Genomic DNA, 17,698 nt, shown 5'->3' on the forward strand with positions numbered 1-17,698 from the left:
ATCTTGCGCGGATTCTCCGGTGCGAGCGAGACCGGAATCGCGCTAGCTGCCAGCGGGTTTCGGCATGGCGGCCGGCTACAGCCACTTTCCGTCGGAAGGCATCTGGATGCGGGTCTCCGGGGTGCCGCCGTCGATCAGCGCGCCGACGAAGATGCTGAGCACCGAGATGAAGATGCTCGCGAACAGCGCCGTCCAGAAACCGGAGACCCTGAAGCCCTTCACGAGTGCCGACACCAGCAGGATCATCAACGCATTGATGACCAGGATGAAGAGCCCGAAGGTCACCAGTGTCAGCGGCAGCGTCAGGATGATGAGCAGCGGCCGGACGATGGCATTCGCGAAGCCGAGCAGCAGGGCCGAGACCACGAGCGAAGAGGCGCTCTCGAAGGTGATTCCCTTGAAGATGTGGCTGGCCACCCAGAGCGAAAAGGCGGTGATTGCCCAGGTGATCAGGAAGGGGGCCAGGGAATTCAGCATGTGGTCGCTCTTGGTCGTTGGTATGACCGGACGATCATATCGGCGGCCGCGGCGGAGCGGTCGAGCACACGTGGCGGCAAACGTGTACGTGAACGTACACGTTGATGTACAATCGCGCCATGGCCGATGTTCCGGAAACCTTCACCGTTCGGGAAGCCGCCGCTCGTCTCGGCGTCACGCCGCGCACCCTCAAGTACTACGAGGAGCTCGGCATCGTGATGCCCGTGCGCAGCGAGAGTCGCTATCGCCTCTACGAGGCCGCCGATCTCGAGAAGCTGGCGCGCGTGCTGCGCATGCGCTCGCTCGGCTTCTCGCTCAACTCGATCACCGAGATGATCCAGAAACCCTTCGAGCCCGCCGCCGGTGGCGGGCTCCCACGGCTTTCCGACGCATCGCTGCAGGAACTGAAGGAGACGCTGGTCAAGCAACTCGACGCGCTCGATACCCGCGTCGCGCAGGTCCGCCGCGAACTGAAGGAAGCCGCCACGCTGCAGGCGCAACTGCGGCGTGACCTCGACTACGTGGAGCGCCGGCTCAAGGGCGAGCCGCTCGAATCGGTGCTGGAAGAGCGCCGTCGCGCGGAACCTGTCCGGCCCACAGCGCGAAAGGTTCTGAAGAAGTGAGCGCGTCGGCTCCTGCGTCAGGCGAGCGCCGCTTCGACATCGCCGCGCTGATGCCGTGGGTCATCGCGATGGTGACCGGCATCGACTATTTCGACAACGCGCTGTTCGCCTTCTTCGCGAGCTACATCGCCGGCGGCGTGAGCGCTTCTGCCGACGAACTCGTCTGGGCATCGAGTGCCTATGCGCTCGGTGCGGTGCTGGGCATCCTGAACCAACACGCCTGGGTCGAGCGCCTGGGCTATCGCCGCTATCTCGCGATCTGCATGTTTGCCTTCGCCATCGGCGGCGTGTGCGCCGCGCTGGCCGACAACTCGGTGCAGCTCATGCTGGCGCGGGGCGTCCAGGGTTACTTCGTCGGGCCCATGCTGGGCGCTTGCCGGATCCTGATCCAGATCGGCATTCCGCTTCAGCGGCGCGCCAAGGCGCTCAAGTCCTTCATGGTGCTGATCGTGTTCAGCGGCGCGCTGGCGCCGATCATCGGTGCCTGGCTCGTCACCCATTTCGAGTGGCGCTCGCTGTTCCTCTGCACGGCGCCGGTCGCGGTGCTCACGGGCGTGATGGCGCTGTGGACGCTGCCGGACATCGGCGACGTCGCGCCGCACGAACGCACCGCGCCGCATCATGCGGCCTATGTCGTGTTCGCGCTCGCACAGGCGGCGCTGCAGGTCGTGCTGACGCGTTCGCATTTCGAGCTGTTCTTCGGTTCGCCGACGCTCATCGGACTCGCCCTGGCGGGCATCGCCGGACTCGCCTGGTTCGTGTACCACCAGTGGCAGCATCCCGCACCGCTCGTCCGGCTCGACGTGCTGCGGCACTCGACCTTCCAGGTCGGGCTCGCGCTCTACGTCGTCTATTACTACCTGTCGACGGGCTTCAGCTACCTGTTGCCGCGGCTGATGGAGGGCGGCCTCGGCTTCTCCGTCGGCGATACCGGTTACTTCACCGGAGCGACATCGCTCGCGTCGGGCCTGCTGCTCTTCGCCTATCTGAAGTTCTCGGCTCGCGTCGCGCACAAGAAATGGCTGATCGTGACGGGCTTCGGCATCGCGGCGCTGGCCGGCTGGCTCTTTGCACGCATGTCGCCCGAGGTGGGAAGGTTGCAACTCATGGGCCCGCTGTTGCTGCGCGGCCTGATGATGCTGTTCGTCGTCCTGCCGGTCGCGAACATCACCTTCCGCGCCTTCGGCGCGGAGGACTTCGCCCACGGCTACCGGCTCAAGAACCTGGTGCGCCAGCTCGCCATCTCCTTTGCAACCGCGACGGTGATCGCGCTGCAGCAGCACCGTGTAGCGCTGCACGAAACCCGGCTCGCCGAATCGGCCAGCGCGTCCAACCCCACCTTCGTGCAATCGCTCGACATGCTGACGCGAGGTTTCGCGGCCGGCGGCCATGCCCTAGGCGAAGCGCACGCGCTGGCACTGGCCACGCTTTCGCGCGTGCTCGAACAGCAGGCGACCTTCGTGGCCTCGCTCGATGGCTTCCAGGTGATGGCGGTGATCGCGCTGGTGTGCGGTGTATTCGCGGCCTGGCAGCGCGAGATCGACTGAGGCGCGAAAAGTACCCCTGCCGACGCTTCTGTGCGTTTCGCTGATGCAGCGAAACGTCGGCGCCGTTGCAGTGGTTTCACGAAAAAAACCCGAACAGTGGCAGGACTGCTTGTTCGTTGAGCATCTCAATGGAAGCCAAGCGGAATGCGGCTCCGGCGAGATGCTCAGCTGGTTATCCACAGAGTCATGCACCGCCCAAGGGGAAAAGAAAGTCTTGACTTTCGTATTTTGGTGCAGTGCACAACGCCCTTTCTTCATTGGGAACAGCACGATTTGCGTGCGTCGGGACGGCGCAGCGCAGCAAGCCATGTTGGTGCGTCGCCTGTAATCTTTTCCACAGCGGGATGCAAGCGGTAACTCACTTGCCCCTCGGCCAAGTCGCGCTTCTCGCTTTTCCTTTTCAATTGAACCGATGGCGTGTTTCCGGGAATGAACGACCGGACCGGCACGCTCCGTCCCGGTCCATCTTCAAACCGCCGCGCGGAGTACAGTGGACCGACCGCCCCCCGAGCAAGAGTCTCCCATGCCGAGCATGCCCCGCGACGCCATCCGGACGCAGGACGATGCGCTGCCGTCGCTGGCCGAACGCGCCGAGGCAGGCCTCATCGACCGGACCGCGAACGGCGAGTTGCAGGCGTTCGAGCAGCTTTACCGCGCCTACCATCCGCGGCTGACGCGTTTCCTGGACCGTGTGACACGGCGGCCCGGCCTCGTCGGTGAACTGCTCAACGACACGATGCTGGTCGTCTGGAACCGTGCCGGAACCTACAACGGCCGCAGCAAGGTGTCGACCTGGATCTTCGCGATCGCCTATCACAAGGCCATCAAGGCGCTGAGCCGACTGGACGAGCCGGTGGAGGATGACGGCAACGACGATCGCGCCGCGCCGCTGGAGACGGGTCCTGAATACCACGCGACGCAGTCGCAATTGCGCGGGGCACTCGCGCAGGCCCTGGGGCATCTCTCGCACGAACAGCGGGCGGTGGTCCACCTGACCTATTTCCACGGCATCGGCTGTCGCGAGATCAGCGAAATCGTCGGCTGCCCGGTCGACACCGTGAAGACGCGAATGTTCCATGCACGGCGCCGGCTGAAGACCCTGCTGGCCGGTGAGCTGGAGGACTGGCTGTGACCGGCCGGGTGGTCTATCTCGACACCGACGTGCACCAGAAGGTGCAGTCGTTGCTGCCCTGGTACGTTGGTGCGAGCCTCGACGCGGAGGAGCGCGCCCGCGTCGAAGCGCATCTTGCGGAATGTCCGCATTGCCAGGCCGAACTGGCCCTGGAGCGGGCGCTTCATGTCGCCTATCCTGTGGATGTCGATGCGCCGGCTGATGTCGACCAGGGCTTCGCGGCCTTGCGCGAGCGCATCGCCGTCACGGCGCCGTCGCGGCAAGGCCGTGGCCTGGTCGCGCGGCTCAGGGATCGCTGGCGCGAATGCCCGCCGTGGACGCGCTGGGCGTTGCTGGCGCAGTGTGTTCTTGTCGCGACCCTGGGCGGCATGCTGATGGTCCTGCCGATCGCTCCCGAACAGCGATTCCGCGCGCTCGGTGAGCCGGGGGGCGCGCCCGGCGCCGCCGCCGGCAACCTCATCGTCCGATTCCGTCCCGAGGCCACGGAGCAGGAAATGCGACGCGTGCTGCGCGACAGCCAGGCCCGGCTGGTCTACGGACCGACCACCACCGACGCCTATCTGCTGGCCGTGCCGGCCGGCCTGGAAGGCGCGGCGGTGAAGCAGTTGCGGCAGGAGCACGCCGTGCTGCTCGTCGAATCGCTCGGCGGCCGGGCGGTGCCATGAAGTGGCTTGTCTTCGCCTGGCTGATCGCCCTTGTCGCGATCCAGCCGATCGCCCGTGCCGCGCCGGGCGATCAACCCGGGGCGTCGCCGGCTGTCGGCCAGCAGGTGCTCTTGCTGTTGCGCCTGCCGCCCGAGCACTATCGACCTGAAAGCGCTTACTCCGGGGGCTACGGTGACGGCCCCGCCCACGGCGCGCGCCGCCGAGTGGCCGCCGAACTCGCGCGCGAACACGGCCTGACGCTGGTCACCGACTGGGCGCTGCCCTTGCTGGGCGTGGACTGCTTCGTGATGATCGTGCCGGACGACCAGCAGCCCGAACGCGTGGCGCAAGACCTCGCGCGTGATCCGCGCGTGGCCTGGGCCCAGCAGATGAACGTCTTCCGGGCGCGTGGCCACGACGACCCGCTGTACCCGCTCCAACCCGCGGCGCAGGCATGGCACCTGGTGGAGCTGCATGAGATCTCGACCGGCCGCAACGTGCGGGTCGCGGTTGTCGACAGTCGCGTCGACGAACAGCATCCGGACCTCGCGGGCCAGGTGGCATTGAAGGAGAACTTCGTCGATGGCCGCGGAGACCTTCCCGAGGACCACGGTACGGCAGTCGCCGGCATCATCGCGGCGCGTGCCGATAACGGGCTCGGCATCGTGGGCGTGGCACCGAACGCACGCCTGCTGGCGCTGCGTGCCTGCTGGCAGGAAAGCAGCCAGAGCACCGTGTGCACGAGCCTGAGCCTTGCGATGGCGCTGCACTTCGCGATCCTGCACGACGCGGACATCATCAACCTGAGCCTCAGCGGCCCGCCCGATCGCTTGCTCGACAAGTTGCTGGACGTGGCGCTCGCGCGCAGGATCAGCGTCGTCGGCGCGGTCGACCGAAGCTTTCCGGACGGTGGCTTTCCGGCTTCTCATGCCGGCGTCGTGGCTGTCGCCGACGACACCGGCGAGCCGGCCTTGTCGGGTGCCCTGGTCGCGCCGGGGCGCGATGTGCCGACCACGCTGCCCGGTGCCCGATGGAACCTCGTTTCGGGCTCGTCCTACGCGGCAGCCCATGTGGCGGGACTGTTCGCCCTGATGCGCGAGCGGTCGCCGCAGCAGCAGGCCGATTCCACCCTTGCCAGCGTGGTTCATTCCCCCGGCGGAGGCATCGACGCATGTGCCACACTGGCACGTGTCGCAGGCTTGGATGCCTGTGTCCGCACCGTGACGCGCTCCACGACGCCCTCCAATACCCGTCAGTGACATGCTGGCCACCGGTCTGCGTGTCGTGCTGGGCCACTCGCTGCTCATGGCCTGCGGTGCCGCACTCGCGCAGACCGGTGGCAGCATCGCCTTCCTCACGGACTATCGCTACCGCGGCGTGTCCCTCAGCGACGAAAAGCCGACCCTCAGCCTGGGTCTCGCGCACGACGATCCGAGCGGCTGGTATGGCGGCGCGTCGTTCACCGGCGTTTCGCTGTACCCATCCAGGCGCGAGCTGCAGGTGCTGGGCTATGCGGGGTATGCCGGCCGGCTGTCGGATCGACTCGGCTGGGAGGCGGGGGCGACCTTCGCTCACTACACCGGCGACTCGCGCTACGACTTCGGCGAAGGGTTCGCGGGACTGAGCGGCGAACGGTGGAACACGCGCCTGCACTACGCGCCCGACTACTTCGGCAGCGGCACGCGGACCGTCTACGGCGAAGTCAATCTCGGCATTCCGCTTTCGCCGATGACACGCGCGACCGCCCACCTCGGCGCACTGGTCAACGTCGGCGGAACCCGCAACCCCACCGACAGCGGTACAAGCCTCGATGGCAGCCTGGGACTGGCCGTCGCCCGCGATGCGTGGGAGGTGCGGCTCGACTGGATCGCCGGCGGCCGCGGCGGCTACTACCCGACCGCCTACGGGCGCGCGGGCGGCAGCACGCTGGTGCTGAGCGCGTCGCTCTCCTTCTGAATTCCCCGGCCTGTTGAACCTTTCGGCGCCGGTGCGGAATACACCGACTCCAGCAGAAAAGGAAATGCAATGAACGCCAATCGCCTGAAGTTGTACCGGCTCGCGTGCGCGAGCGCGCTTGCGTTGACCGCCTGCGGCGGCGGAGGCGGCTACGGAGGCGGCGGCGCCTTCGTTCCAGTCGCCGGCATGAGCGGTGCTGTCGCCACCGGCGCGAGCTATGTCGCAACCAACCTCGTGTCCGACCTTTCCATGACGAACAGCAGCCTGTACGGCAACGCCAATGCGGACACGCGTCTGGTCAAGGCATGGGGCGTCGCCTTCAATCCGCAGGGCTTCGTCTGGGTGGCGAACAACGGGTCGTCGACCTCGACGCTCTATGACGGCAACGGTGTTCCGCAATCGCTGGTGGTGGCGATTCCGCCCGGCGGTTCAGGCAACGCGGCGCCGACCGGTATCGTCTTCAATGGTCATCCTGACTTCACCATCACCGAGAACGGAAAGTCCGGCCCGAGTGCCTTCATCTTCGCGGGCGAAGCGGGCACCTTGTCGGGCTGGTCGCCCGGGGTTGACATGACGAATGCGGTCAAGGTCTTCGACGACGGCGGCGCGGGCACGGTCTTCACGGGACTGGCGCTCGCCGCCCAGGGCGCATCGGACGTGCTGTACGCGGCGGACTTCAGCCATGCGAAGGTGGAGATGTTCGACACGGCCTTCGCAAAGGTCACGACGTCCGGCAGCTTCGTCGATGCCGCGCTGCCGCCCGGCTACGCGCCATTCGGCATCCAGGCGATCGGCGGCCTGATCTACGTGAGCTATGCCAGGCAGGACGCCGCGGCGCGCAACGCAGTTCCCGGTGCCGGCCAGGGTGCCGTCGATGTCTTCGACACGGCCGGGAATCTCGTCAAGCGCCTTGTTGCGCCCGGCGGTGCACTCAACGCGCCGTGGGGCATGGCCATGGCGCCGGCCGACTTCGGTCCCATGAGCAACGCATTGCTGGTGGCCAATGCCGGGGATGGAAAGATCAACGCGTTCGATTCGGCGTCAGGGGCATTGATGGGAACGCTCTCCGGCGCCGATGGAAATCCGATCATGATCGATGGTCTTCTCGGCATCGCATTCGGAAACGGCCTCAACAACCAGCCCAGGAACACGCTTTTCTTTGCCGCGGGTCCCGGCGGCGGAGCACATGGCGTCTATGGGCGAATCGACAATCGCTGAAGCTTCACTCATGAAGGAGCAACTCACCATGAAACGCGCAATGGCTGTGTTCATCTCGGGCCTCTCTCTGGTTTTCAGCCTGTCCGCGCTGGCGGCTGGTGGCGGGGGCGGTGGGGGAGGAGGAGGCGGCGGCGGCGGTGGCGGTGGCGGTGGCGGCCCCGGCGCAACCGAAGTCAATCCGGATCCCGACTTCAGGGGCGGAATGGCGGCCGTCGACAAGGAAGACTGGAAGCAGGTGGTGGCGCACATGACGGTCTACGTCGCGCGCAGCCCGGGTGACGCCGACGCCTGGAACGAGTTGGGCCACGCGCATCGCAAACTGGGCGACATGGACACCGCACTGAGCGCCTATGACAAGGCGCTGAAGATCAATCCGAAGCACAAGGGCGCACATGAGTACCTCGGCGAGGCCTACCTGCAGATGGGGGATCTCCGCCGTGCCGAGCAGGAGTTGAAGGTGCTCGATTCGCTCTGCTTCTTCCCGTGCGAGGAATACACCGACTTGAAATCGGAGATCGCCAAATACCGCAGCCGGCAAGCGAAGACGGGATCCTGACGCCTTGAATCCACGCGCCGGCGCCCTGGTACTGATGCTTTCAGTGGCGCCGGGCGTCTCGCCGGCGATTGCGCAGCAGGCCAAGGTGGAGGCGCGTGGCGAGGGCGAGTCCATCCATGTGACGGCGTCTGCCGAGATCGAGGCAGACCCGCGCACCGTGTGGAATGTCATCACCGACTACGACCATCTGGCGGAATTCATTCCCTACGTCCGCAGTTCCCGCGTCGTGCTGCGCGACGGTGACCGCGTCGTCGTCGAGCAGTCGGGGGAATTCACCTTCCTGTTCTTCAGGCAGCGGGTGCAAACGAAACTGAACGTGGTCGAGTCCCCGCCGCAGCGGGTCACGGCGCGCGCCATCGGTGGCAGCGGCAATCTCAGGGAGATGGAGGGCAGCTACTCTATCGAGACCCTGGCCGCAGGCACGGTGCGCCTGTCCTATTCGGGGCGGCTGGTGCCCGACTTCGCGGTTCCTCCGCTCATCGGCAGGATGGTGGTGCGCAATGTGTTCGCAAATCAGTTCAATGCGATGGTGGGCGAGATCTTGCGCCGCGATGCGGAGAAGGCGCGCTGAGCTGTCTCTCAACTACCGTTTCTGACGCTGGGCGCCGTGCTGATCTGTGTGGCCTGCTTCTTCTGGGTCCAGGGCCTCGTGCGTGATGCCGGGGACCGCGCGCTGCTGTTCGACATGGACAACGCCATCCAGCGCCTCAACCAGAGTTCAGGAAGCCGGAACCCGGTAGTGATAGCGGTAGAAGTCTTCGAACCCGAGGTCGGCATACAAGCGTCGCGCAGCTTCGTTCTCCTCGCGCACTTGGAGGTAGGCGGACTTCGCGCCTGATTCGTGGCCCCAGTGCATCAGCGCGCATGTCAGCATGCGGCCGTGACCGCGCCTGCGCCGGGTCGGATTCACGACGATGTCGTACAGACCCAGCGCACCGCGTTCGACCACGGCCAGCCCGAAGCCGATTGCCTCGCCCTGTTCATGCAGCGTTGCGAATGCGCTTGGCAATGCGATGGACCGCACGATGGCATGGTGCAGTTCATCTTGCGGCGGTGTCACGCCATTGGCCGCGGCGATGCCTTCCAGCCAGGCCGGCAACGGCGTGGTTGAAATGCTGATCGAAGGGTGCATCGCCGCGGCGGACAGCGACGCTCGTGCAACCTGCGTCGGATCGAAGAAGGCGTAGCCCTCGTCCTCCAGCGCCTTGTCGGCTTCGGGAGGCGCCAGTGGAGAAAGACGGAACACCGCCGGCAGGCCATGCCGCTCGTAGAAGGCTTCGGCTGCCGCGCGCACGCCCTCGAAAGAGGCATGGGGCTCTGCGGCATTGACCGAATTCGCGCGCTTGGTATAGCCGCCGGCCATGCGAAACAGCCAGCCATTGAAGAGCACAGTCTGTCGCGCAGGCCATGCGTTGAAGCTGCGTTCTTCGAGGGCACGGACTGCCGTCAGGTCAAGCAGGGTCATGCGTACTACGGGGCCATGCTGCCGCGTACCTGAGTCCTGAGGCCGCGGTTGTTCTCGAAGGACACGTTCAACGACGACCCGTCGAAGCGCAGGTCGAAGACCGCCACATCGCCCTCGCTCAGCGATCGCGAAATGATCCTCAAGCTTTGCGGATCGACCCAGCTTCCCTTGACCGCGATCGGCGTGCCGGCGACTTGCTCGGCGATGCGGTAGTAGCCGTCGAGCCCGATCGGGCCGGTGACCGGCCCACGTGGCGCACCGCCTCGCCCGCCGTCGTAGACGATCTCGTAGCTCGGGTTGGCGGACGCCAGGTCGAGCCTCAGGCGCGACACGCCGAGCGAGTTCCGGTCGAACTGCCAGGTCTTTCCGGAGATCGTCGCTGCAAGCGCCGGCGCAGGCGTCACCGCGCTCGGCTTCTCCACGGACGCATCCCGGATGCGATCGGCCAGGAGCCGCTCCGCGGCGCTGTTCGCGGGCAAGGGCTGCGTCGAGCGGGCCGAAGCCGCGATCAAGTCGATCAAGGTGGCGGGCGGATAGTGACGTCGGCCGGTGACCACCGCCACGACGTCGATCTCGGGCAACACGATGATGAGCTGCCGGTTGAAGCCCACTGCCATGTAGGCGTGCTTCTCCGGAATGGTCCACCAGCCTTTGGCATAGCGGAAGGCCGGCGCGCTGCCGAAACCCATGTCGACGGATGCCTGAAACACCTGCCCGACCCAGGCGGCCGGTAGCAACTGGCGCCCATTCCACTGACCCTTGCGCAGGTAGAGATAGCCGATCTTCGCCATGTCGCGGGGCTGCAGGTAGAGCCCCCAGCCACCGATCTCGATGCCCTGGGGGTCCTTGAGCCAGCGGACGTCGCGGATGCCCAGCGGCTCGAACAGCCGGCCCTGTGCATAGGCGAGGGTGCTGCCGCCGGTCTTCATGGCGAGAATGGTCGACATGAGGTGCGAATTGCCGCTGTTGTAGTTGAAGCCGGCACCCGGCGCCTGCGCCATGGGGCGGTCGAGGACGAAGCCTTGCCAGTCACGGCTGCGGCTCATCTGGATCATGGTTTCGGGCACCGAGGCGTCGAGCTTCTCCTTCCAGTCGAGGCCGGAAGTCATGTCGAGCAGATGGCCGATGGTCATCGCCTTCTTCGATGCATCGAGGTTCTCGATGCTGCGCTCGGGAAAGAACTTCAGCACCGGCTCGTCCGGCGAGGCGATCAGGCCATCCTGGATGGCCATGCCGGTGAGCGTGCCGATGACGCCCTTGGTGGTCGAATTCACCGCATGCTTGAGCCCGGCGCGAAACGGTGCGTAGTAGGCCTCTGCGACAAGCCTTCCATGACGCGTGACGAGCAGGCTGTCCACGGCGTTCGCCGCGCCGAAGTCGACGAGCGTTGCAAGGGCTGACGAATCCATGCCCTGCGATTCCGGCGAGCTCTCCGCCCAGCCAGCGGTCGGCCAGACCTCGGGTTCGACGGCCCGGGCATTGCCGAGCAGCAGGATCGCAAACTGGAAGGCGCACGCCAGGCGCAGCATCGAAGTTGTCCTGGATCGCACGCGCATGATCGGCTCCGGGTTGTTTGCGCAGGATCATAGGGGCCAGCCCCCGCTGCATGCCAGCTGAGTGGCGGGATCGCGCTCAAAGGTCGTCGAAGCCCGTGCTGCCCGAATGGTCCCGCGATTGCCACTCGGCGAGCCAGCGTTCGACGCGCGTGGCCACACGGTCGAGGGCGACCTTCCTGTCCCGGTCGAGGTTGGAAAGAAGCATGCGGCAACGGAGCACGCCGCCCTCGCGCAGCTCCGCCACGCCGCCGTGGGTCTGGTCTTCGCCCCGCGTGAGCTGGAGATCGAAGGTCCACCCTGCCGGCAGGTCGGGCGAGATTTCGAGATTGGCATGGGTGTCGGTCATCAAGCCCCCTCCAAGGGCCAAAGAGGACTTGGCAGCATACGCGTTGTCGCTGACGGGAATCCTTCAATTCACATGAGGATGGCGTGCTCTTTCGTAAAGCGTGCGCGCAAGCTCGCGATGCCGGGCGAGCAGGGGCTCGAGCGCCACGTCCGTGAAGCGGCCGTCGCGAATCCGCACGCGCCCGTTGATGACGTTCAGGGCCGCCGCACCCGGCTGGCAGAACACCAGTGCGGCCACCGGATCGTGCCCCGCGCCCGCATGCCCCACGCCGCGCAGGTCGAAGGCCACGAGGTCGGCCGACATGCCCGGCGCGAGGGCGCCGATGTCGTCGCGGCCGAGCACCCGGGCGCCGCCGAGGGTCGCGATTTCCAGCGCCTCGCGGGCTGTCATCGCCGCCGGCCCGAAGCCCACGCGCTGCAGCAGCATGGCCTGGCGCGCCTCGCCGAGCATGTGGCCGCCATCGTTCGATGCGCTGCCGTCCACGCCGAGCCCGACCGGCACGCCCGCGCGGCGCATCGCCCCGATGGGCGCGATGCCCGAGGCGAGTCGCATGTTCGAGCAAGGGCAGTGCGCCACCCCGGTTCCCGTACGGCCGAAGAGCGCGATGCCGGCCTCGTCGAGCTTGACGCAGTGCGCGTGCCACACGTCACGGCCGACCCAGCCCAGGTCCTCGGCATATTCGGCGGGTGTCATGCCGAACTTCTCGCGCGAGTAGGCAATGTCGTTGTCGTTCTCGGCCAGGTGGGTGTGCAGCGACACGCCGCGTTCGCGCGCCAGTTCGGCCGACAGGCGCATCAGGTCGCGGGAGACCGAGAAGGGCGAGCACGGCGCCAGCACGATGCGGCGCATGGCATGGCGCGAGGCATCGTGCCAGCGGCCGATGAGCCGCTCGCTGTCGCGCAGGATGGCGTCTTCGCTCTCGACCACCTCGTCGGGCGGCAGGCCGCCGAGGCTGCGGCCCACGCTCATGCTGCCGCGCGAGGCGTGGAAGCGCATGCCCATCGCGTCCGCCGCCTCGATCGAGTCGTCGAGCCGTGCGCCGTTCGGAAAGAGATAGAGATGGTCGCTGGTGGTCGTGCAGCCCGAGAGCATCAGTTCGGCCATCGCGGTCTGTGTCGAGACGCGGATCATCTCGGGCGTGATGCGCGCCCACAAGAGGTAGAGGTGGGTGAGCCAGCCGAAGAGCTCGGCGTCCTGCGCCTCGGGCACGGCGCGGGTGAGGCTCTGGTACATGTGATGGTGCGTGTTGACCAGGCCCGGCATCACCACGTGACCGCGCATGTCGATCGACTCGGCCTGGCCATTGCGGAGCGCTTCGGCGTAGGTCGCGGGCATCTCGGCGGTGGGCCCGACCCAGGCCACGGCCGGACCCTCGGTGACGACGGCGCCGTCCGGTATCTCGCGCCGTGCCGCGTCCATGGTCACGAGCACGTCGGCATGCTGGAGGATCAGCGGGCGGTATGGGGTGGTGGACGCGGTCATGGGCGGAATTCTGCATCCGGGCCGCGAAAAATTGCGTCGACACCCTGTTCGCCGGCGATGTTCGTGCCGATAGAACGGAGTGACCACAACCACGCGGGCCGATGCCACCTACCGAATCCTGATGCGCGAAGGCTGCAGGATCGTCTACGGGCAAATGCCGCTGCCGGAGTTCCTGGACCTCATGCGACAGGCGCGTGACAGCGAGGTGCTGCACGCCGGCGTGGCGCGGATGCTGGACGCGACTGCCGTGATCGGGTCGCCCGAGGCCCTGGCGCGCATCCGCCGGCAGGAAACGCCGGCGGCCGTCCAGCGCGTGCGCGCGCAACTCGGCCGCGCGGCGCTGCGGCTGGATCCGTTTGCGCTGCGTTGGCTCGCGGCCGGCGAACATGGGCCGGCCAGCCTTGCGCTGTTCGTCCTGCTGACCGGCATCCGGCCTCGTTACTACCATGGGACGAGCCGGGATCTCCCGCGTGACGCGAATGCCTTCCGGCGCTGCCGCCTGCTGATCGAACAGGTGCCTTCGCTGCGGCACGCATTGCCGGTGCTGGCCCAGCGCATCGCCGACCCGGGCGTTGCGGAGTGGGCGGCCGTTGCCGAGGCCTGGGACGATCTTTGCGCGCAGATGGACCATGAGGCGCCCAACTGGCGCAGCGGGCCGGTCAAGGCGCAAGGCGTGACGGCGATGCTCGCCTGCTTTCGCGAGCTGGAGTTCGCCTGAACTTCAACCCCGGAGGCTGCGTGCGCTGCCGCCGCGCGATCGCCGCGCCAGGAACCGGCGCAGCCAGGAGTTCGCACGCGGCCCTTGCCCGGGGAGCGCGGCCGCTTCGCGTTCGTGGAAGCCGCTCCATTCGGCCCGGATCGCCTCGTTGAGCGCCGCCAGGTTGGCCGCGTTGTATTGCCAGAACGCGGCCACCACGAAATGGCCCGCGCGCTCGCCCTTGGGCTTGGGCGTGATCACGATGTGCTCCGCGCCGATGCTCTGCAGCAGCGCCGATCGCGACCCGGCGAGACGGATGCCGTCCCCATAGCCCTCGATGTCGCGGTTCAGGATGAAGCTCACGACCGACACGGTGGAAAAGTGCGTGGCGATGTAGGCCACCAGTTCCAGCAGGATCACCCGGCCGAGTCGCAGTTTCTGCAAGGCGCGGCTGCCCTCGGCGCTCGAAGGCGTGTAGTACTGGATGCGCACCTCGGTGCCGCCGCGGCTGATGGGCATCGGGTCCACCGTGCCGACATGGATGTCGCCGTAGTACGCGAAGATGGGTGCGCCCAGCACGCAAGGGCCGAAGTCGGCCCCCGTGAAGCGCAATGCTTCGATGCTCATGTGTTCGCCGGCCTCCTCGTTCTTGTGGTCGTTGCGCAAGGGCTCCGCATCCGCAGGATGCCTGTGCTGCGCTGCAGGGGATTTTCCTGTGGAATGTTCGATTTGAATTGGCCGAACAGCGGGGTGTTTCCCCGCAGTGGCTGCGCGGCTACTTGTCGGTGGCCGGCGCGTGCGAGGGGATGTCGCTACAGTGCCCGGCTGCTCGCGCGAAGCGCCTGCATCCGATTTTTCCAAGAACAAAGACATGGCCATGCCTTCTCCAGCCCGAGCGTCCGGCTCACTCGCGGCTCCCGCACTTTCTCCCGATTTCGCCGCAGCGTCGGCTCCGTCGCGCGCTCGCCTGGTGCTGCTGGGCCTCAGCCTGATCCTGATCGCGTTCAACCTGCGCCCGGTATTCGGCAGTCTCTCCGTCCTGCTGCCCGAGGTGATGAAGGACACAGGGCTGACGCCGTGGGGCGCGAGCCTGCTCACGACGCTGCCGCTGCTGTGTCTGGGCGTGTTCGCCGCACCCGCACCGGCGCTCGCCCGGCGCTTCGGCCCGGAACGCACCTTGCTCGGCGCATTGCTCCTGATCAGCATCGGAACGCTGATGCGCGGATCCGGCAGCCTGCCGATGCTTTTCTTCGCCTCCGCCATGGCCGGCGCGGGGATCGCGGTCGCCAACGTGCTGCTGCCGGGCCTGGTCAAGCGCGATTTCAGCAGCCATGCCGCGATGATGACGGGTTTCTACACACTGGCCGTGTGCGCGGGCGCGTCGAGTTCCGCCGCGTTCACCGTGCCGTTGGAGCATGCCTTCGGCGGTTCGTGGACGGCGGCACTGGCCATCTGGGCGCTGCCGGCCGTTCTGGTCCTGCTGCTATGGGCGCCGCAAGCGATGGCGGCGCGCCCGCGTCAAGCCCACGCCGGTGCGCACACCGGCAGCCTGTGGCGCGATCGGCTGGCCTGGCAGGTGACCTTCTTCATGGGGCTGCAATCCGCGCTGGCGTACATCGTGATGGGATGGCTGGCGCCGATGCTGCGCGAACGCGGCCTGGACAGCGCGACGGCCGGCTATGTACTGGGCGTTTCGATCCTCGTGCAACTCGCGACCTGTCTCGTGACCCCTTCGATCGCCGCGCGCTGCCGCAATCAGCGCGGGCTGGCACTGGGCCTCACGCTCATCATCCTGCTGTCGATGCTCGCGTTTCTCTTCGCACCGCTGGAGGGCAAGTGGTTCTGGGCGGTGATGCTGGGCTGCGGACAGGGCGGCTCGTTCGCGCTGGCACTGAGCCTGATCGTGATGCGCTCGCCCGACGCCAACGTGACCGCGCGGCTGTCGGCCATGGCGCAAGGATGGGGCTATGTGCTCGCCTCCACCGGTCCGCTCATCGCGGGATTGCTGCGCGGCTGGACAGGAGGGTTCGAGTCCTCCGCCGCGTTGATGGTCCTCCTTGCAGCGGGCATGGCGTGGAGCGGCTGGGGCGCCGGCCGCCGCCTGCACGTGCGGCCGGGCGGTTAGCCCGCGTTGCCCTTGCGCGAGGCTTCGTAGGCGGCACGCGTCTCTGCATTGGGCGGATAGGTGCCCGCGAGCTTCGCGCCGCCTTCGATCCGCGCGAGGATGAAGGCCTCCATCTTTTCCTGCTCCGTCGCGTCGCGCGCGACTTCCTCGGCAAGATGCTGCGGAATGACGACCACGCCTTCGTCATCCCCGACCACCACGTCGCCCGGGTACACCGCCACGCCGCCGCAGCCGATCGGCACGTTGAGGTCGATCGCGTGATGGTGGATCAAGTTCAGCGGCGCGCTGCCGCCAGCGCAGAACACGGGGAAATCCATCTGCGAGATCGGGCCGCTGTCGCGCACCGGTCCGTCGGACACCAGGCCCGCCGCGCCGCGCACCTTGAGGCGCGTCGTGAGGATCTGCCCGCCCGAGGCCACTCGGGTCTCGCCCCGGCAATCGATGACCAGCACGTGGCCGGGCGGCACGCTCTCGATGCCCTTGCGCTGCGGATGGTTCGGATCGTCGAAGGCGCTGATCTGGTCGAGGTCCTCGCGCGCCGGGATGTTGCGCATCGTGTAGGCCGGACCGACGAGGTTGCCGCCCGAGGGCCTGGTCAGGCGGCCGACGCCTTGCAGGTACACGTTGCGGAACCCGCGCTTGAAGAGCTGGGTGCAGAGCGTGGCGACGCTCACGTGACGCAGCAACTCGCGCGCTGCGTCGGAGAAGGGAGTGGGTGTGGTTGCTTCGGTCATGATGTTTGAAGTCTGTATGCAATGGAAGAGTGCGGTTCATCAGGAACACCGCGGAACCGGCTCTGCCGGGCCGCCGGTGTTGCCCCCTGCAAGGGGGTGGAGAGCGACACGCAGTGCGCGAGCCTGGGGGTTAGTTTGGTGTTGCTCCCGATTTGCGGACCAGCTCGCCCCACCGCGGGATTTCCTTCTGCATCAGCGTCGCAAGTTGTGCGGGCGAGCCGGCGACGACTTCCATGCCCAACTGGTTCGTCAGCTTGTCCTTGACGTCGGGCATCTGGAGGATCCTGGTGATCTCGGTCGAGAGCCGCTCCTTGATCGGCGGCGGCAGGTTCTTCGGGGCATACACCGCTTGCCACGAGGCCATCTCGAAGCCCGGCACACCGGCTTCGGCCATGGTGGGCAATTGCGGCGCGAGGGCCATGCGCTTGGCGGTCGTGACTGCGAGCAGCTTCAGCTTGCCGCCTTGCACCAATGGCAGCGCCGCCGTGATCTGGTCGAACATGAAGGTGACCTGGCCGGACGACACGTCGAGCATCGCCGGCGGCGTGCCCTTGTAGGGAATGTGCGTGAGCTTCACGCCGATCATGTCGCCCAGCATCTCGCCCGCGAGGTGGGTCGAAGTGCCGGCGCCCGAGGAGGCGAAGGTGCGCTTCGACGGATCCTTCTTCAGCAATGCGATCAACTCGGCCACCGAGTTCACACCGAGGTTCGGATCGACGATCAGCACGTTCGGCAGGAAGGCGACGAGCGAGATCGGCTCGAAGTCCTTCACCGGGTCGTAGGGCAGGTTCTTGTAGAGGCTGGCGTTGATTGCGTGCGTGCTGATGGTGCCGCCGAAGAGCGTGTAGCCGTCGGGCTTGGCCTTCGCGACGTAGCTCGCACCGACCGCGCCGGCGGCGCCGGGCTTGTTGTCGACCACCACCGGCTGGCCGAGCGCCTCGCCGAGCTTCTGCGCGATGACGCGGCCGATGACGTCGGTCGAGCCGCCGGGCGTGAACGGGACGACGTAGGTGATCGGCCGGCTCGGCCATACATCGGCCTGCGCCAATGCGATGGAGGGGAGTGCGATGGCGATGCCGGCGCCGCCGAGGGCCTTGAGTACCGCGCGTCGGCTGGTGGTGTTCTGGATCATGGGCTTGT

The 17,698-nt window shown here is 67.0% G+C and carries 19 protein-coding genes and 1 pseudogene; 12 read left to right on the forward strand and 8 right to left on the reverse strand.

Going from position 1 to position 17,698, the window contains the following annotated elements; translation table 11 throughout:
- Window positions 1-75: 75 nt before the first annotated feature.
- Window positions 76-477 (reverse strand): phage holin family protein, encoded by a 402-nt coding sequence (locus tag AC1D3B_RS14750; RefSeq protein WP_478191412.1) that lies wholly within the window; start codon window positions 475-477, stop codon window positions 76-78.
- Between the two features lie 119 nt (window positions 478-596).
- On the opposite strand from AC1D3B_RS14750, the gene AC1D3B_RS14755 reads away from it, so the two are divergent.
- The 10 genes and pseudogenes from AC1D3B_RS14755 to AC1D3B_RS14800 form a co-directional block, all read left to right on the forward strand.
- Window positions 597-1,100, forward strand: coding sequence for a MerR family transcriptional regulator (locus AC1D3B_RS14755; RefSeq protein WP_478191413.1), 504 nt, complete (start codon window positions 597-599; stop codon window positions 1,098-1,100).
- Between the two features lie 50 nt (window positions 1,101-1,150).
- Window positions 1,151-2,647, forward strand: coding sequence for an MFS transporter (locus AC1D3B_RS14760; RefSeq protein ID WP_478191598.1), 1,497 nt, complete (start codon window positions 1,151-1,153; stop codon window positions 2,645-2,647).
- A 523-nt stretch (window positions 2,648-3,170) separates the two neighbouring features.
- Window positions 3,171-3,779 carry an RNA polymerase sigma factor gene (locus AC1D3B_RS14765; protein ID WP_478191414.1) on the forward strand — a complete coding sequence of 203 codons (609 nt, stop codon included), beginning with the start codon at window positions 3,171-3,173 and terminating at the stop codon, window positions 3,777-3,779.
- Window positions 3,776-4,444, forward strand: coding sequence for an anti-sigma factor family protein (locus AC1D3B_RS14770; protein ID WP_478191415.1), 669 nt, complete (start codon window positions 3,776-3,778; stop codon window positions 4,442-4,444). The genes AC1D3B_RS14765 and AC1D3B_RS14770 overlap by 4 nt, the downstream gene beginning before the upstream one ends.
- The gene (locus tag AC1D3B_RS14775) at window positions 4,441-5,682 is read left to right on the forward strand and encodes a S8 family peptidase (protein WP_478191416.1); all 1,242 of its coding nucleotides are present in this window, start codon (window positions 4,441-4,443) and stop codon (window positions 5,680-5,682) included. The genes AC1D3B_RS14770 and AC1D3B_RS14775 overlap by 4 nt, the downstream gene beginning before the upstream one ends.
- A gap of 1 nt (window position 5,683) precedes the next feature.
- On the forward strand, window positions 5,684-6,379 hold the full coding sequence (locus AC1D3B_RS14780; RefSeq protein WP_478191417.1) for a TorF family putative porin: 696 nt from the start codon (window positions 5,684-5,686) through the stop codon (window positions 6,377-6,379).
- 69 nt (window positions 6,380-6,448) lie between these two features.
- Complete coding sequence (locus AC1D3B_RS14785) at window positions 6,449-7,597, forward strand: TIGR03118 family protein (protein WP_478191418.1); 1,149 nt, start codon at window positions 6,449-6,451, stop codon at window positions 7,595-7,597.
- Between the two features lie 28 nt (window positions 7,598-7,625).
- Window positions 7,626-8,153: a tetratricopeptide repeat protein gene (locus AC1D3B_RS14790; protein WP_478191419.1), complete on the forward strand. Its 528-nt coding sequence runs from the start codon at window positions 7,626-7,628 to the stop codon at window positions 8,151-8,153.
- Window positions 8,154-8,157: 4 nt separating this feature from the next.
- Window positions 8,158-8,724: an SRPBCC family protein gene (locus AC1D3B_RS14795; RefSeq protein WP_478191420.1), complete on the forward strand. Its 567-nt coding sequence runs from the start codon at window positions 8,158-8,160 to the stop codon at window positions 8,722-8,724.
- 48 nt (window positions 8,725-8,772) lie between these two features.
- Window positions 8,773-8,874 (forward strand): annotated as a pseudogene (locus tag AC1D3B_RS14800) (PKHD-type hydroxylase); the annotation flags it as partial.
- On the opposite strand, the gene AC1D3B_RS14805 reads toward AC1D3B_RS14800, so the two are convergent.
- From AC1D3B_RS14805 to AC1D3B_RS14820, 4 genes are all read right to left on the reverse strand, one after another.
- Window positions 8,872-9,618 (reverse strand): GNAT family N-acetyltransferase, encoded by a 747-nt coding sequence (locus tag AC1D3B_RS14805; protein ID WP_478191421.1) that lies wholly within the window; start codon window positions 9,616-9,618, stop codon window positions 8,872-8,874. The pseudogene AC1D3B_RS14800 and the gene AC1D3B_RS14805 sit on opposite strands and share 3 nt — an antisense overlap.
- A gap of 5 nt (window positions 9,619-9,623) precedes the next feature.
- Window positions 9,624-11,147 carry a serine hydrolase domain-containing protein gene (locus tag AC1D3B_RS14810; RefSeq protein ID WP_478191422.1) on the reverse strand — a complete coding sequence of 508 codons (1,524 nt, stop codon included), beginning with the start codon at window positions 11,145-11,147 and terminating at the stop codon, window positions 9,624-9,626.
- Window positions 11,148-11,250: 103 nt separating this feature from the next.
- On the reverse strand, window positions 11,251-11,520 hold the full coding sequence (locus tag AC1D3B_RS14815) for a hypothetical protein (RefSeq protein WP_478191423.1): 270 nt from the start codon (window positions 11,518-11,520) through the stop codon (window positions 11,251-11,253).
- Window positions 11,521-11,583: 63 nt separating this feature from the next.
- Window positions 11,584-13,002 carry an 8-oxoguanine deaminase gene (locus AC1D3B_RS14820; RefSeq protein ID WP_478191424.1) on the reverse strand — a complete coding sequence of 473 codons (1,419 nt, stop codon included), beginning with the start codon at window positions 13,000-13,002 and terminating at the stop codon, window positions 11,584-11,586.
- Window positions 13,003-13,081: 79 nt separating this feature from the next.
- Here AC1D3B_RS14820 and AC1D3B_RS14825 point away from each other — a divergent pair, with 79 nt between their 5' ends.
- Window positions 13,082-13,720, forward strand: coding sequence for a hypothetical protein (locus AC1D3B_RS14825; protein WP_478191425.1), 639 nt, complete (start codon window positions 13,082-13,084; stop codon window positions 13,718-13,720).
- A gap of 3 nt (window positions 13,721-13,723) precedes the next feature.
- Here the strand turns inward: AC1D3B_RS14825 and AC1D3B_RS14830 are convergent, their stop codons facing one another.
- The gene (locus tag AC1D3B_RS14830) at window positions 13,724-14,326 is read right to left on the reverse strand and encodes a hypothetical protein (RefSeq protein WP_478191426.1); all 603 of its coding nucleotides are present in this window, start codon (window positions 14,324-14,326) and stop codon (window positions 13,724-13,726) included.
- A gap of 250 nt (window positions 14,327-14,576) precedes the next feature.
- Here AC1D3B_RS14830 and AC1D3B_RS14835 point away from each other — a divergent pair, with 250 nt between their 5' ends.
- A complete protein-coding gene (locus tag AC1D3B_RS14835) occupies window positions 14,577-15,824 on the forward strand; it encodes a CynX/NimT family MFS transporter (protein WP_478191427.1) in 1,248 nt (415 codons plus the stop codon).
- Here AC1D3B_RS14835 and AC1D3B_RS14840 read toward each other — a convergent pair.
- Together AC1D3B_RS14840 and AC1D3B_RS14845 are read right to left on the reverse strand one after the other, a co-directional pair.
- Entirely contained in the window at window positions 15,821-16,558 is a 738-nt protein-coding gene (locus tag AC1D3B_RS14840) for a ribonuclease activity regulator RraA (RefSeq protein WP_478191428.1), read from the reverse strand. The two genes, AC1D3B_RS14835 and AC1D3B_RS14840, sit on opposite strands and share 4 nt — an antisense overlap.
- A 130-nt stretch (window positions 16,559-16,688) precedes the next feature.
- Window positions 16,689-17,690, reverse strand: a complete 1,002-nt coding sequence (locus tag AC1D3B_RS14845) for a Bug family tripartite tricarboxylate transporter substrate binding protein (RefSeq protein ID WP_478191429.1) — start codon at window positions 17,688-17,690, stop codon at window positions 16,689-16,691.
- Between the last annotated feature and the right edge of the window lie 8 nt (window positions 17,691-17,698).

This window comes from Variovorax sp. P5_A3, assembly GCF_056400665.1.